Below are 13,618 nucleotides of genomic sequence, written 5' to 3'. Positions count from 1 at the left end.
CCGGACCTCAACGACCCGGGAGCATCGTCATCCGCCGGTCAGAAGCGGGTCGATATGCCGAAGTTGAATTCCTGCACGTCGTCCCTCGCTTCTTTCTTGACCGGGATCGCATAGTCGATACGGATCGGGCCGAACGGCGAAGCCCACATCAAGCCGACACCGACCGAGGCGCGCCATTGCATGCCAGTGGACGATTGATCGACCAAGCTCTGGTCGTCGATCTTGCTGCCGTAGAGCGTGGCGGCATCCGCAAAGACCGCGCCGCGCAAGCCGAAGCTCTCCGGAACGACCGGCAGCGGAAACTGCGCTTCCGCCGAGGCGTTGAAATAGGTGGTACCGCCGAGATGATCGCCGCTGGTGCCGGAAGCAATCGGGCCGATGCCGCCATAGGCGAAACCGCGGATCATGCGGTCGGTGCTCTGGAAATGATCGAAAATGCGCAGATCGCCGTCGTTTCCGTAGCCTTCGACATGGCCGGCGCCGCCCGAAAGGAGGCCGACAAGATCGAACTGCTCGGACAGCGTCTGATAGACGCTGCCGCGTCCCGTCACCTTTACGAACTTTGCATCGCCACCGAGACCTGCCACTTCCACGGTTGTGGTGGCATAGATACCCTCATGCGGGTTCTTCATGTCGTCGATGGTGTTGTAGACTAGTCCCAGGCTGACCGACGACTTGATCCACGGGCTTTGATCGATGCCATCCAAGATAGCCTCGGAAACATCACAGCCTGAGTCGGGAACACCGTCCCCGTTGTCGTCGCAACTGTTATCCAGCTCATACTTCTCCCGGGAAATATTATACGCCAGCTGGGTCGAGATGCTGTCGGTGATCGGCAGGCCGAAGCGCACCGTCGCGCCCAACGTATCGCTGTCGTAGTCGTCGTATTCCCTGGTCCGCTTGTAGACATCGAAGCCGGCGGCGATACGGCGCCCGAGGAAATAGGGCTCGGTGAACGAAAGGCTGTAATCGCGCGAGTTCTTGCCGCCACCCGCCGACACCTTGATGAACTGGCCGCGGCCGAGGAAATTGCGCTCGGTGATCGATCCTTCGACGGACGGACCGGCGGTGTCCCCACCGGTCGAATAGCCGGCACCGACAGAGAATTCGCCGGTCGACTTTTCGACCACGTCGACCACCAGCACGACCTGGTCCGGCGCCGAACCGGGCACCGTCGAAACCTCGACTTTGTCAAAGTAATTGAGATCTTCCAGCCGCTTCTTCGCGCGCTGGATCAGCACTTGGTTGAACGCATCGCCTTCGCTGACGTCGAACTCGCGGCGGATGACATAGTCGCGCGTGCGGTCATTGCCGCGGATCTCGATGCGCTCGACATAGGCCTTGGTGCCCTGGTCGATGGTGTAGACCACCGAAATCGTATGATTCTCGAAATTGCGGTCGCCACGCGGCGTGACCTGCGCGAAGGCGTAGCCGGAGCCGGCCACCTTCTCGGTCAGGGCAATGATGGTGTCCTCGACGTTCTTGGCGTTGTAGACGTCGCCCTTGTGGGTCTCGACCACCGATTCCAGCGCCTTCGAGTCGACTTCCGGAATCGTGCTTTCGACGCTGATGTCGCCGAACGTATAACGCTCGCCTTCCTGGACGGTTATGGTGACCGTGTACTTGTTGGTCGCGTTGTCGAGTTCGCCGACAGCGGACACGACCTGGAAGTCGGCATAGCCGTGATTGTAGTAGAAGCGCCGCAGCAGCTCCTGGTCGGCGCGCAGCTTGTCGTCGTCATAGACGTCGTCGCGCAGGATGAACGAAACCCAGGACGAGCGCTTGGTCGTGATCACATCTGACAGGCGGCGGCTCGAATAAGCGCTGTTGCCGACGAAATTGATCGCCGCGATCTGCGTGCGATCACCTTCATTGACATGGAAGACCACGTTCACGCGGTTGTCGCCGAGCTGCATGACCTCGGTGGTCACGGCGGCATCGTCACGGCCGATACGCCTGTAGGCGGCCTTGACCGACTCTACATCGGCGTCGAGCGCCGCCTGCGAGAACGTGCCGCGCGGCTTCAACTGCACGGCAGCCGCAAGCGCGTTGTCCTTGAGCTTCTTGTTGCCCTGGAACAGCACCTGGTTGACGACCTGGTACTCGGAAACCTTGACCACCAACGTCGAACCGACCTGATTGATCTGCACATCCGAGAACAACCCGGTTCCGAACAGCGCCTTGACCGCGCTGTCGATGTCGGAGCTGGAGAAGGATTTGCCCGGCTTGATGGTGATGTAATTGCGGATGGTATCGGCGTCGACACGTTGGTTGCCGCTCACCTCCACCCTGCTGACGACAGCGGCTTCGGCCGCCGATGTGGCAACGAACTGCACTGCGAGCGCACCTGGCACGACCAAAGCCGCGGACAGGGCTGCCGCGGAAGCGGCGCTCAAAAACTTGGATGCTGCCTTCATCGGGCTTAATAACCTTTTCTCGTAGTCCCCACGGCGAGAAAACCGGACGTGCGGTAATTTCTCGTACCGTATTAACCGGATTTTCCCTACACGCAAGGCTTCTGGTTAATTTGTATTTACTTAACCCTGGTGCGTGGCTTTCGCGTCACTCATATCCCCGTGCATGGTAAACGGCGTCTCAACATCGACCATCCCGAAGCCAAATTTCTTCATGATTTCAGCATCCAAACAGATCGTTCCAGAATACGAAACCCATGAAGCCCAAAACCAGAAGCAGACCGGCCCGATAGGCCATTTCCATCATCCGTTCCGACACCGGCCGGCGGATGACGGCCTCCACGCCGTAGAACAGGAGATGGCCGCCGTCGAGGGGGGGAATCGGCAAAAGATTGAGGATGCCGATGCCCACGGACAGAAGCGCAACGAGCTGCACGAGCCATTCGAAGCCGAGCTTCGCCGCCTTGCCGGCCATGTCCGCGATCTTCACAGGGCCGCCGAGCTGGCACTTGTCCTCGCGCCCAACGACGAAGCGCTGCAGGAACTGGCCGGTGCGCTGGATGACGTGCCCGGTTTCCTCCACCGCCGCGGTCAACGCGCCGGCGGGGCTGTAGGTGATCAGCCTGGGCTGGCCGAGTTCCTGGTTGTTGACGACGCCGATCACGGCCACCTTGACCTTGTTGCCGAGCGCGTCCTGCTGCTCCATCAGCTGCGGCGTGGCCGTCACGGTCACTTCCTTGCCGTCGCGCAGCATGACGAAGGTGATGCTGTCGCCGGCCCGGCCCGAAACCAGGCGTTGGACGTCACCGAAGGTTTCGATCTTGCTGCCGTCGACGCTGACGAATCGGTCGCCGGGCAGGATGCCGGCTTTCGCCGCCGGGCTGCCGGCGGTCACCTCGGCCACCATGGGTTCCGCGACATAGCGGCCATAGGCTGAAAACAGCACCGAAAAGACGACGATCGTCAGCAGGAAATTGAACAGCGGCCCGGCCACCACCGTCGCCGCCCGCTTCCAGATCGGCTGGGTGTGGAAGGCGACCTTGCGTTCCTCGTCGGTCAGCGTTTCGATCTCTTCCGTCGACGGCTGGCTGGAGGTGGCGTTCATGTCGCCGACGAATTTGACATAGCCGCCAAGCGGTATGGCGCAGAGCTTCCAGCGCGTGCCGTGCCTGTCGTTGAAGCCGAAGAGTTCCGGGCCGAAACCGATCGAAAAGGCCCTGACGCCGATGCCGCACCAGCGGCCAACGAGATAGTGGCCCATCTCGTGGACGAACACGACCACGGTCAGCACGAACAGGAAGGGCACGAGCGTGCCGAGAAGGAAGCCTTCCATGCCGAAGATCGCGTGAAGAATCTCGTTCAACTCAAATCCTCAGTTCTTCCGCGACACCGTTGCGCCGCGACTGTGACATCAATCCAGGCGAATCCAAGGCGCGCCCGCATCGATCGTGGAACGATGCCGTTCAAATGGGAAACAGCCCCTGTGCCGGCTGATCGGCGCCCGCCGAAATCCAGCCGATGACGTATAGGGCGAAAGCCGCCGCGACAAGCCCGTCGACACGGTCCATGACGCCGCCATGGCCCGGAATGAGCGCGCCCGAATCCTTGCGGCCGTGGCGGCGCTTGACCCAGGATTCCAGGAGGTCGCCAGCCTGGGAGACGATTGAAAGCGCGAGCGCGACGAGACCGAGCATTGGCAGGTTGCCCGCACCGGCGGCGACGGCCAGGATGAGCCCCGCAACGACCCCGCCCACGGCGCCGCCGAGCGCGCCACTTCGCGTCTTGCCGGGAGAGATGGACGGCGCCAGCCTCGGGCCACCGACGGCCCGGCCGACGAAATAGGCAAAGATGTCGGTCGCCCAGACCACCGCGAACAGGAACAGGATGGCGACGAGGCCGGAATGGTCGCCGTCACGCAGAAGCGCAAGGGAAAGACCCGAGACGGCTGCATAGGCAAGGCCGGAGGCATCCCACTGCCCGGCCCCGCGCAGTTGGGCGGCGATGGCCGTGACGGCGACCAGTGCAGCCACCAGAAGCAGCAGCCACAAGGCAGGCAGGCCGGTGATCAGGGCGCCGAGAAACACCAGCAGCAGCGCTTCCGGCAAAAAACCGAGCCCGGTCGTCCCGGAAGGGCGAGACATGCGCGTCCATTCGTAGAAGATCACCGCCGAAATCGCGGCTGAAAGCAGCCGGAACGGCAGGCCGCCGAACCAGGTCAGGCCAAGCGTCGCGATGGCAAGCACGACCGCCGAAAGAACGCGAAGCTGGAGATTGCTCATCCCGCGGCCGGCCGCGAAGCGACATCTTGCGGATCCAGCCCGCCAAAACGGCGTTCGCGCCCGGCGAACTCGCGCAAGGCCTCGGCTAGATGCTCTCGGCTGAAATCGGGCCAATAGCAGGGCAGGAACACAAGCTCGCTATAGGCAGCCTGCCACAGAAGAAAATTGGAAAGGCGAAGCTCACCGCTGGTGCGTATGACCAGTTCGGGATCGGGAACGCCTTGCGTGTCGAGGCAGCCGGCAAAGGATTCGGCGGTGATCGCCTCGCTGTCGAGCTCGCCGCGCGCGACGGCCGAGGCAAGCTTGCGCGCCGTGCGCACGATCTCGTCGCGTCCGCCGTAGTTGAAGGCGATGATCAGCGTCAGCGCCTCGTTGGCCGACGTCAGCGCTTCGGCTTCTTCGAGCAGGAGCCTGATATCGGGCTGCAGCCCTGCCCTGTCGCCGATGATCCTGACGCGCACGCCGCTGCGGTGCAGTTCGGCGAGATCGCGGCGAATGAACAGCTTCAACAGGCCCATCAGGTCGCTGACTTCGGATTTCGGCCGCGACCAGTTTTCCGAAGAGAAGGCATAGACAGTCAGGTAGGAAATGCCGAGATCGGGCGCGGCGCGCACCGTCTTGCGCAGTGCTTCTACGCCCGCGCGATGGCCGGCGAGCCGCGGCATGCCGCGCGCCTTGGCCCAGCGTCCGTTTCCATCCATGATGATCGCGACATGCGCGGGCGTTGCCATGATCTCGCTTTCGGGCCAGCCGCCGGCCAGACCCTAAACCTGCATGATTTCAGCTTCCTTGTCGGAAAGCAGGTGGTCGATGGTGCTGATCGTTTCGTCGGTAAGCTTCTGGACCTGGTCGGAGCGCTTGCGCTGATCGTCCTCGCTGATGACGCCGTCCTTCTCCGCCTTCTTCAGGAAGTCCATGCCGTCGCGGCGCACATGGCGCGCTGCGACACGGGCGTTCTCGGCGTAGCCATGCGAGATCTTGACGAGTTCCTTACGGCGCTGCTCGTTGAGTTCCGGAAGCGGAATCCTGAGATTGGTGCCGTCCACGATAGGGTTGAAGCCCAGATTGGATTCGCGGATGGCGCGATCGACCGCGCCCACCATCGACTTGTCCCAGACCGACACCGAAATCATGCGCGGCTCAGGCACCGTGACATTGGCCACCTGGTTGATCGGCATGCTGGTGCCATAGGCCTGCACCTGGATAGCGTCGAGCAGGTTGCTGGAAGCGCGACCGGTCCGCAGCGAAGCCAGGTCATGCTTGAACGCGGCGATTGCCCCATCCATGCGCCGCTTGAGATCGTCGTACTCACCACTCATCTTAGTCTCCTCGACCCGTCTGACGCGGGTTCACTGCTTTCGGGGCAAGGCCCCGTGTTCGAGCCTGATTTCGAAACCGGTTTTCGCCTTTTTCCGCGATCAGGCCCCGGATCAATCGTCCGCGACGACCGTGCAGCGGCCGCCGCCCCTTAGAATATCGCCGAAACCACCTTTTTCGTGGATCGAATAGACGATTATCGGAATGTTGTTTTCGCGCGCAAGTGCAATCGCTGCCGTATCCATGATGGAAAGGCCGCGATTTATCACTTCGGCATGGCTGATGCGCTCGAAACGCGTCGCGTTCGGGTCCTTCTTCGGGTCGGCAGAATAGACGCCGTCGACCTGTGTGCCCTTGAACAGCGCGTCGGCGCCGATTTCAGCGGCGCGAAGTGCCGCGGCCGAATCAGTGGTGAAGAACGGATTGCCGGTGCCGCCGGCAAAGATCACCACCTTGCCCTGGTTCATGTAGGCGGTTGCCTGGCGCTGCGAAAAGCTCTCGCAAAGCTCAGGCATGGCGATCGCGGAAAGAACCACCGCATCGACGCCGATCTTGTTCAGCGAGGTGCGCAGCGCCAGCGAATTGATGACGGTGGCGAGCATACCCATATGGTCGCCGGTGACGCGGTCGCCACCCTTGGAGGCAACCGCCACACCGCGAAAGATATTGCCGCCGCCGATGACGACGCCAACCTCGATGCCGAGCGCGCGGGCTTCGGCGATGTCGCCGGCGATGCGGTCGACGACCGAAACATCGATGCCGAAATGCTGTTCGCCCATCAACGCTTCACCAGACGCTTTCAGCAAGACACGTCGGTAGAGGGGCTTCACCGTCATCTGGTCCTCGAAAATCTCGGCGCGGCAAATCAGGAGGCGAAACTGCCCCGCTTCGCCTGGCGGCGCTGGCATGATGGTTCGACCCGATACACGAAGGGCGCGGCGATGTCACGCCGCGCCCTTGCGCAAAATCCCAGGCTTTTTCGATCAGTTGCTGCTGATGCTGACCGCCTCGCCTTCCACCAGAACCTGCGGCGAATAGCCGGAGGGCTTGTCGCCGGTCACGACACCGCCGGCCACCCTGACCTGGATCTCGGGCCCGAAATAGGAATGCGGGAACGGCGCCGGCATGTTGCTCACCGAATCCAGCCGCTTGCGGAGTTCGGGGGCAATCGAAAAATCCAGCGCCGCGAGGTTGTCCTGCAGTTGCGCGAGCTTGGTCGCGCCCAGGATGACGGTTGCGACGCCGGGCTGCGTCGCCACCCAGTTGAGCGCCACCTGGGCCATGCTGCGGCCGAGCTCGGCGGCCACCTTTTCGAGCTCGGCCACGATCGCCCAATTGCGGTCGCTGAATTTCCGGAAGCTCGGATGCGTGGTGTTGCGGAAACCGTCGAGCCGGCCGGCATTGCCGGCTTGCGTCGGGCGATATTTGCCGCTGAGCAAGCCGCTGGCCAGCGGGCTCCAAACCATGACGCCGGCGCCATGATGCGTGGCGAAAGGCACGAACTCATGCTCGATCGAGCGTTCGGCCAGCGAATATTCGAGCTGCAGGGCCGAGATCGGCTCATAGCCGCGCAATTCTGCGATCGCCTGCGCCCGCCCCGCATACCAGGCCGGCACATCGGAAAGGCCGACGTGGCGTACCTTGCCCGCGCGCACCAGGTCGTCCAGCGTGCGCAGCACCTCCTCGGCCGGCGTCAGCCTGTCCCACACATGCATGAGATAGAGGTCGATATAGTCGGTTCCGAGCCGCTTCAGAGAGGCGTCCACGGCGCGCATGATGTTCTTGCGGCCATTGCCGCCGGCGTTCGGATTCCCGGGTTCTGAATTGAAGGTGAATTTAGTGGCGATCACCGCCTTGTCGCGCAATCCGCGCTCGGCGACGAATTCGCCGAGCCAGGTCTCGGCGGTGCCGCCGGTATAGAGATCGGCCGTGTCGAAGAAATTGCCGCCCGCCTCGACATATTCGTCGAAGATTGCGCGGGCTGTATCCCTGTCAGTGCCCCAGCCCAATTCGGTGCCGAAGGTCATGGTGCCCAGCGCCAACCGGCTGACGCGCAAGCCGCTGTTGCCAAGCGTGTAGTAGTTCATGGTCATGATATTCTCCGATCGAGTTTGATGTTGGGTTATTGGCCGGGTGTCGTCTTGACCCAGGGATTGCCGCGCTCATGGGTCACGCGGAAGGTGAAGCCGTCGACCTTCCAACCCGCGCCGGAGCGGGTCAGGTGGTGCTCATATGTGCCCCAGACTTCCCAAAGCGGCTCGCCATTGCCTTCCATCCGGTTCCAGGCATAGCCGTTCGACAGGACGGTCGCCGTGTCCGCTTCGAGAACGACCTGGTGATTGGTGCGCAGATGCAGGCTGGTCTTGCTGCCCTTGAGGTTGCCGGCCCAGGCGCCGATCAGGTCGTCGGAGGCAATGTTGGCCGCCGGCTGTCCGGACAGGCTGCTGAAATCTGCGGTAACCCGATCCGCGAAATAGCTGCGGGCAAGTTTCCAGTCCTGTGCATCGACGGCGCGGTCGATGGCATCGGCGATGCGGATGACCGCGCGCTCGTCGGCAAGCACCTGCCATCTGGCCGGTTCGGCGCCACCGGCATCGATCGGCGCCAGCGCCAATCCTGCGGCGAAGGTCACGTGTTTCAAAGCGTTCATGTCTCGTCTCCAGGAAATCAGCCCGCCCGCTGTGTCGAGGACAATGTGGGTCAACGGGCCGCCATCGATAAGATTGCATTGTTCGCAAAGACTATGCGATATCATTCATGAATGGACCGGGACCTGCTTACCCACCTGCCCGTCATCGTTGCCGTGGCGCGACGGGGCGGCTTCGCGCTTGCCGCGGCCGAGCTCGGCATGAGCCCGTCGGCGGTCAGCCATGCTGTGCGGCTGGTGGAAGAGCGCATCGGCCAGCCGCTGTTTGCGCGCACGACGCGCAGCGTCTCGCTGACCGAAGCCGGCAAGGCACTGGTGGAGACAACGGGCCCTGCCCTCCAGGACATCGCGGAGCGGATGGACCGCATCCGCGGCGTCAAGGGGCGGCCCTCTGGCCTGCTCAGGATCAATGCCTCCAACATCGCGATCCCTTTGGCGGTGACGCCTGTGATCGCAGCCATGGCCGATCGCTATCCGGATGTGACGGTCGAGGTTTTCGCCGATCAAGCCCTGGTCGATATCGTCGGGGAAGGTTTTGACGCCGGCATTAGGCTGGGCGAGATGATCGCGCAGGACATGACCGCCATACGGCTGACGCAGCCCTTCAAGGCCGTGCTCGTCGCCTCGCCGGACTATATCGGAAGGCACGGCCGTCCCTGCGACGTGGCCGACCTCGCGAACCATAATTGCATAGGCTACAGGCTTCTCCGCTCCGGCGCGTTCTATCGCTGGGATCTGAACGACAATGGCAAGGAGGTCGTCGTCGAGACGCGTGGCACGGCCGTCGTGACCGATTCGCTGGCGGCGATCGATCTTGCGCTTGCAGGGGTCGGGCTCGCCTATGTGTTCGAGCCGCTTGTACGCGCCGATCTTGCCGCAGGACGCCTCGTCCAGGTCCTGCCAAAGACGGCAATCGAGGAGCCCGGCCTTTTCCTTTACTTTCCGCGCCGGGCGTCGATGGCGCCGAAGCTGAGGGCCTTCATCGACGCCGCACAAGAAATCGGCCGGGCATCCATGCGGACACCCGGCCGAGTTGCCTGAGCCGTTTAGCCTTACTTGTTCTTCGGGCTATTTCTTGACCGCCGCCGCGACTTCCGCCGCGAAATCGGTCGCTTCCTTCTCGATGCCTTCGCCGAGCGCGAAACGCAGATAGGCCGAGATCTTGGCCGGAGCGCCGATCTCCTTCTCGGCATCCTTCAGCGCCTTCTCGACGGTGATGTCGGGATTGAGCACGAAGGCCTGCTTCAGAAGCACGACTTCCTCGTAGAACTTGCGCAGGCGGCCCTCGACCATCTTCTCGATGATCGCCTCCGGCTTGCCGGACTGGCGAGCCTGGTCGGCGAAGATCGCCTTCTCGCGCTCGACTGCCGCGGGATCGAGTTCCTCGGTGGTCAGCGCCATCGGGTTGGTGGCGGCGACATGCATGGCGACCTGGCGGGCGAATGCATTGGCCGCGTGCTCGTTGCCCGTGGTCTCGATAGCGACCAGGACGCCCAGCTTGCCAAGGCCGTCGGCAACCGCGTTGTGAACATAGGTCGCGACGGCGCCGTGCGGAACGGTGAGCTTGGCCGAACGGCGGAAGCCCATGTTCTCGCCGATGGTACCGACGGCGTCCTTGATGGTGTCGGTGACCGACTTGTCCGAACCCGGGTACTTCGCGGCAGCCACGGCCTCGCTCGTGCCATAGGCCAGCGCCACCTTGGCGACGTTGGCGACGATCTCCTGGAAGGCGGCGTTGCGGGCTACGAAGTCGGTCTCGGAATTGACCTCGACGACCGCGGCCTCGCGCACGCCGGAATCGACGCCGATCAGGCCCTCGGCCGCGGTGCGGCCTGCCTTCTTGTCGGCCTTGGAGATACCCTTCTTGCGCAGCCAGTCGACGGCTTCTTCCATGTTGCCGTTGGTCTCGTTCAACGCCGCCTTGCAGTCCATCATGCCCGCGCCGGTCAAGTCGCGGAGTTCTTTGACCTGTGCAGCCGAAATGCTCATTGTCGCCTCTTTGTTCAAATGCGCCGACGCACCATCGAATCTCGACGGTGCGTCCGTTTAACGCGTCAAAATATTAGAAAGATGAAGGCCGTGACCGGCCCTCGCTATCACGCTTCCGGAGTTTCCGCCGCCGGAGTTTCGCCGAGCACCGGCTCGACCGGAGCTTCCACCGAAGCGCCGATGTCGACACCCAGCGCGCCCTGCTGGCGGGCGATGCCGTCGATGGCAGCCTTCGCGATGAGGTCGCAATAGAGCTGGATGGCGCGCGCGGCGTCGTCATTGCCGGGGATCGGGAAGTCGATCTTGTCCGGATCGCAGTTCGAGTCGATGATGGCGACGACCGGAATGCCAAGGCGCTTGGCCTCGAGGATGGCGATCGCTTCCTTGTTGGTGTCGATCACGAACATCAGGTCGGGCGTCGAGCCCATGTCCTTGATGCCGCCGAGAGCCTTGTCGAGCTTCTCGCGCTCGCGGTCGAGATTGAGACGCTCCTTCTTGGTCAACCCTTGCGCCTCGCCGGCCAGCATCTCGTCGAGCTTGCGCAGGCGCTGGATCGAGTTCGAGATCGTCTTCCAGTTGGTCAGCATGCCGCCCAGCCAACGCGAGTTGACATAGTACTGGGCCGAACGCTGCGCGGCATCGGCGACGATGTCGGACGCCTGGCGCTTGGTGCCGACGAACAGCACGCGGCCGCCCTTGGCGACGGTGTCGGAAACCTGCTTCAGCGCCTGGTGCAGCAACGGCACCGTTTGGCTGAGGTCGATGATGTGGATGTTGTTGCGGGCGCCGTAGATATAGGGCGCCATCTTCGGGTTCCAGCGGTGGGTCTGGTGGCCGAAGTGAATGCCAGCTTCCAAAAGCTGGCGCATGCTGAAATCAGGCAGAGCCATTCTCATTTTCCTTTCCGGTTAGCCTCCACGGACACAGGCATTTTCGGACGAAGTCCTCGACGCCACCGGAGGTTTCAGCCGGATTTCTCCCGGGCAGACACCAAAGTCCGTGTGTGGAATGAGCGCGCATATAGAGGGGAAGTGCTCCAAACGCAAGCGCAACGACGCATTGCGGTGCGCCTGCGGCGATCCGCGCGTGCCCTCAACGCTTTATCTTACCCTTTGGCACCCTCACCCGCCGGAAGATCGCGACGATCTCCTCGCGGCTGCACTCGATGGCGCCGAGCCGCACCGCGCGGTCGCGCTCGAAACCGGTTATGTCATAATGCGGCGCCGATGTCTTCGGCGGCCCCTGGTAGGATGAGCGCTTGATACCGAGTTGCGTGGCGAAACGATGCAGTTCATCGGTGTCGTCGGCCATCAGATGGCACCAGCGATGGCCAACCCATTTCCAGATCGCCGCGTCGACATAGACCGCCATGAGGCTCGCCGCATTCCTTCTTTCGCCGACAGGTGCCCGCGACGAGCGATGATAGAAGGGATTCGCACAGAAGATGAAGCGGCCGGCGGCCTCGAGAAGATGAGAAGCCGCCTCGGCGCCGTCAAGCCGTGGACACGACGGCGCTGCGTCGAGGCAAATCGGAGCTTATTTCGTCGGGCAGGCCTTCGTCTGGTCGAACAGCGACAGATTGACCAGCTTGCCGGTCATGGAGAAATCGCCATAGTCCATGGTTAGATCGCGGGTGATGCCGTTCTCGTGCAGCTTGAAGCTGATCCGGTATTCCGGCGTTTCTTCTCCGTTCTTGGCACTGTCATCGAAATAGGCGATGTCGACCGGCCAGTATTTGTCGGTGGCAAGCTTGGCCAGCGCCGGTGCTTCCGGATCGGCCTTGTCGGCATCGGTCCTCTTGCCGACGACGACGGTGGTGGACATCACCTTGTTGGCGTCCTCGGAGCCGTCGAACAGATTGGTTTGATAGAAGTTTTCACCTTTCTCGGCCTTGTCTATCAATTCGACCAGATGCTGGGTCGGAAACTGGGTGGCGGCAAGTTCCAGGCTGCTCTTCTCGGGCTTGTCGATGTCGACCTTTAGCCCTTGCGTTTCCTTCGTGGCGACACCCTTGACCTCCTTGTCGAGGTTCTGGTCGACGAAGGATTTGGTCACGAACGAGAAGGTCTTGCCTTCGGCGTCTTCGAACGTCGTCGTCTGCTGGTCGGTCAGCTTGGTGTTGTCGCTGGTGGCAATCTGGGTGACAAAGCGGAATTTCACCGTATAGCCTTCGCAGGCCGAGCCGTTGAATTCATAGACCATGCGGCCGGTAATGCCGGTGATCCCGGAGCGGTCGTCCGCCTTCTTGAGCGTAAGGTCGTAAACGGCGCGATGCGCCTGCAGCGCCGGCACGGCGAAAGCGGGACCTATCGAAAAGACCGCCGACAACAGGACGGCATGGAATACAAGGCGCGTTGCGCGCATGAGAGGCTCCGATCATCGCGGCTGATGGCAGGCCGCAGGGAAAGATGGTCCAGCTTAAAAAAAGTCGTGGCGGAAGCGAGGCAAAAATAGCAATTTCGGCCCGGCCGGCGCGGCACCTTCCAGCAATAGGGAAAAGCAATGAGTGAAACAATCGAAAAGCGGCTAAACGACCTCGGGGTCACCATTCCCGCGGCCGCGGCGCCTGCCGCCAACTACGTGCCGCATTGCAGGACCGGAAACCTGCTTTTCACCGCCGGACAATTGCCGCTCAAGGACGGTAAGCTGCAGGCGAGCGGACTGCTTGGCCGCGACGTCGACACAGCAACCGGCAAGGAAGCGGCAAAATACTGCGCGATCAACATTCTGGCACAGGCCAAGGCGGCACTTGGCGATCTTGAGAAGATACGCCGGCTGGTCAAGATCACCGTCTTCGTCGCCTCGGCGCCGGATTTCGTCGAGCAGCATCTGGTCGCAAACGGCGCCTCCGATTTCCTGGTGGCGGCGCTCGGCGAGCGCGGCAAGCATGCCCGTTCCGCCGTCGGCACGGCTTCGCTGCCGCTTAATGCCGCGGTGGAAATCGAAGCGATCTTCGAAGTCGAGTGAGCGAG

Annotated in this window: 14 protein-coding genes; 2 read left to right on the top strand and 12 right to left on the bottom strand. The window is 62.5% G+C overall.

The genetic code is table 11. The features are described 5' to 3' along the window. Positions 1-38: 38 nt before the first annotated feature. The 8 genes from bamA to FJ428_RS15235 form a co-directional block, all read right to left on the bottom strand. Positions 39-2,417 (bottom strand): outer membrane protein assembly factor BamA, encoded by a 2,379-nt coding sequence (bamA, locus tag FJ428_RS15270; RefSeq protein ID WP_140498690.1) that lies wholly within the window; start codon positions 2,415-2,417, stop codon positions 39-41. Positions 2,418-2,634: 217 nt separating this feature from the next. Then, positions 2,635-3,777: an RIP metalloprotease RseP gene (gene rseP, locus FJ428_RS15265; RefSeq protein WP_140525236.1), complete on the bottom strand. Its 1,143-nt coding sequence runs from the start codon at positions 3,775-3,777 to the stop codon at positions 2,635-2,637. A 100-nt stretch (positions 3,778-3,877) separates the two neighbouring features. Continuing rightward, positions 3,878-4,693, bottom strand: a complete 816-nt coding sequence (locus FJ428_RS15260) for a phosphatidate cytidylyltransferase (protein ID WP_140498694.1) — start codon at positions 4,691-4,693, stop codon at positions 3,878-3,880. Continuing rightward, positions 4,690-5,424 carry an isoprenyl transferase gene (locus FJ428_RS15255; RefSeq protein ID WP_140498696.1) on the bottom strand — a complete coding sequence of 245 codons (735 nt, stop codon included), beginning with the start codon at positions 5,422-5,424 and terminating at the stop codon, positions 4,690-4,692. The genes FJ428_RS15260 and FJ428_RS15255 overlap by 4 nt, the downstream gene beginning before the upstream one ends. A gap of 33 nt (positions 5,425-5,457) precedes the next feature. Next, positions 5,458-6,012, bottom strand: a complete 555-nt coding sequence (gene frr / locus FJ428_RS15250; RefSeq protein WP_140498698.1) for a ribosome recycling factor — start codon at positions 6,010-6,012, stop codon at positions 5,458-5,460. A 111-nt stretch (positions 6,013-6,123) separates the two neighbouring features. Continuing rightward, positions 6,124-6,846: a UMP kinase gene (gene pyrH / locus FJ428_RS15245; protein WP_140498986.1), complete on the bottom strand. Its 723-nt coding sequence runs from the start codon at positions 6,844-6,846 to the stop codon at positions 6,124-6,126. 147 nt (positions 6,847-6,993) lie between these two features. Beyond that, positions 6,994-8,103: an aldo/keto reductase gene (locus FJ428_RS15240; RefSeq protein WP_140879648.1), complete on the bottom strand. Its 1,110-nt coding sequence runs from the start codon at positions 8,101-8,103 to the stop codon at positions 6,994-6,996. A gap of 29 nt (positions 8,104-8,132) precedes the next feature. Next, positions 8,133-8,660 carry a nuclear transport factor 2 family protein gene (locus FJ428_RS15235; protein WP_140879647.1) on the bottom strand — a complete coding sequence of 176 codons (528 nt, stop codon included), beginning with the start codon at positions 8,658-8,660 and terminating at the stop codon, positions 8,133-8,135. 111 nt (positions 8,661-8,771) lie between these two features. On the opposite strand from FJ428_RS15235, the gene FJ428_RS15230 reads away from it, so the two are divergent. After that, a complete protein-coding gene (locus FJ428_RS15230) occupies positions 8,772-9,698 on the top strand; it encodes a LysR family transcriptional regulator (RefSeq protein ID WP_140498704.1) in 927 nt (308 codons plus the stop codon). A gap of 27 nt (positions 9,699-9,725) precedes the next feature. Here FJ428_RS15230 and tsf read toward each other — a convergent pair whose 3' ends face one another. The 4 genes from tsf to FJ428_RS15210 form a co-directional block, all read right to left on the bottom strand. Next, positions 9,726-10,646, bottom strand: coding sequence for a translation elongation factor Ts (gene tsf / locus FJ428_RS15225; RefSeq protein WP_140498706.1), 921 nt, complete (start codon positions 10,644-10,646; stop codon positions 9,726-9,728). 107 nt (positions 10,647-10,753) lie between these two features. Beyond that, a complete protein-coding gene (gene rpsB, locus FJ428_RS15220; RefSeq protein ID WP_140498708.1) occupies positions 10,754-11,536 on the bottom strand; it encodes a 30S ribosomal protein S2 in 783 nt (260 codons plus the stop codon). Between the two features lie 202 nt (positions 11,537-11,738). Then, positions 11,739-12,017 carry a DUF4031 domain-containing protein gene (locus tag FJ428_RS15215; protein ID WP_140584613.1) on the bottom strand — a complete coding sequence of 93 codons (279 nt, stop codon included), beginning with the start codon at positions 12,015-12,017 and terminating at the stop codon, positions 11,739-11,741. A 165-nt stretch (positions 12,018-12,182) separates the two neighbouring features. After that, on the bottom strand, positions 12,183-13,010 hold the full coding sequence (locus tag FJ428_RS15210) for a cell envelope integrity EipB family protein (protein WP_140557709.1): 828 nt from the start codon (positions 13,008-13,010) through the stop codon (positions 12,183-12,185). Between the two features lie 138 nt (positions 13,011-13,148). Here FJ428_RS15210 and FJ428_RS15205 point away from each other — a divergent pair, with 138 nt between their 5' ends. Then, positions 13,149-13,613: a RidA family protein gene (locus FJ428_RS15205; protein ID WP_140498713.1), complete on the top strand. Its 465-nt coding sequence runs from the start codon at positions 13,149-13,151 to the stop codon at positions 13,611-13,613. Positions 13,614-13,618: the final 5 nt, after the last annotated feature.

The organism is Mesorhizobium sp. B2-8-1 (assembly GCF_006440955.1).
Taxonomy (GTDB): Bacteria; Pseudomonadota; Alphaproteobacteria; order Rhizobiales; family Rhizobiaceae; genus Mesorhizobium.
Note: the sequence above shows the minus strand (reverse complement) of the source record. Positions and strands in the feature narration are given on the sequence as shown.